The 259-nt window shown below is 38.2% G+C and carries 1 protein-coding gene; it reads right to left on the minus strand.

What is annotated here, in order from left to right; translation table 11 throughout:
• Window positions 1–26: 26 nt before the first annotated feature.
• Window positions 27–259: transposase (locus PVA17_RS25650; protein WP_274069389.1), on the minus strand; the 233-nt coding region annotated here is incomplete at its 5' end.

The following is a 259-nucleotide window of genomic DNA, read 5'->3' on the forward strand; positions in this document are numbered from 1 at the left end:
AAGTGCCTTATTTCTGTCTCTATTCCTTATTCATTTTCGTTTAGTAGCTTTAATATCCGTTTCAAATTGACAGCGAATATCGTTGTAGCACCTTGAATTTCCATGCCAAATAGACCCACAGTCGATGCCGTATCGTACCCGTGTCCGTTTTTTAAATCATTATTCTTCGCTTCTATTTTGTAGCGATTTGCGGCTAATTGCTTAAATGCTTCCGTATTTTGAAATGCCTCTTGTTCGGCATGTGTATCCGACTTAATTG

It is taken from the genome of Lysinibacillus sp. CNPSo 3705, assembly GCF_028674935.1.
Classification (GTDB): domain Bacteria; phylum Bacillota; class Bacilli; order Bacillales_A; family Planococcaceae; genus Lysinibacillus.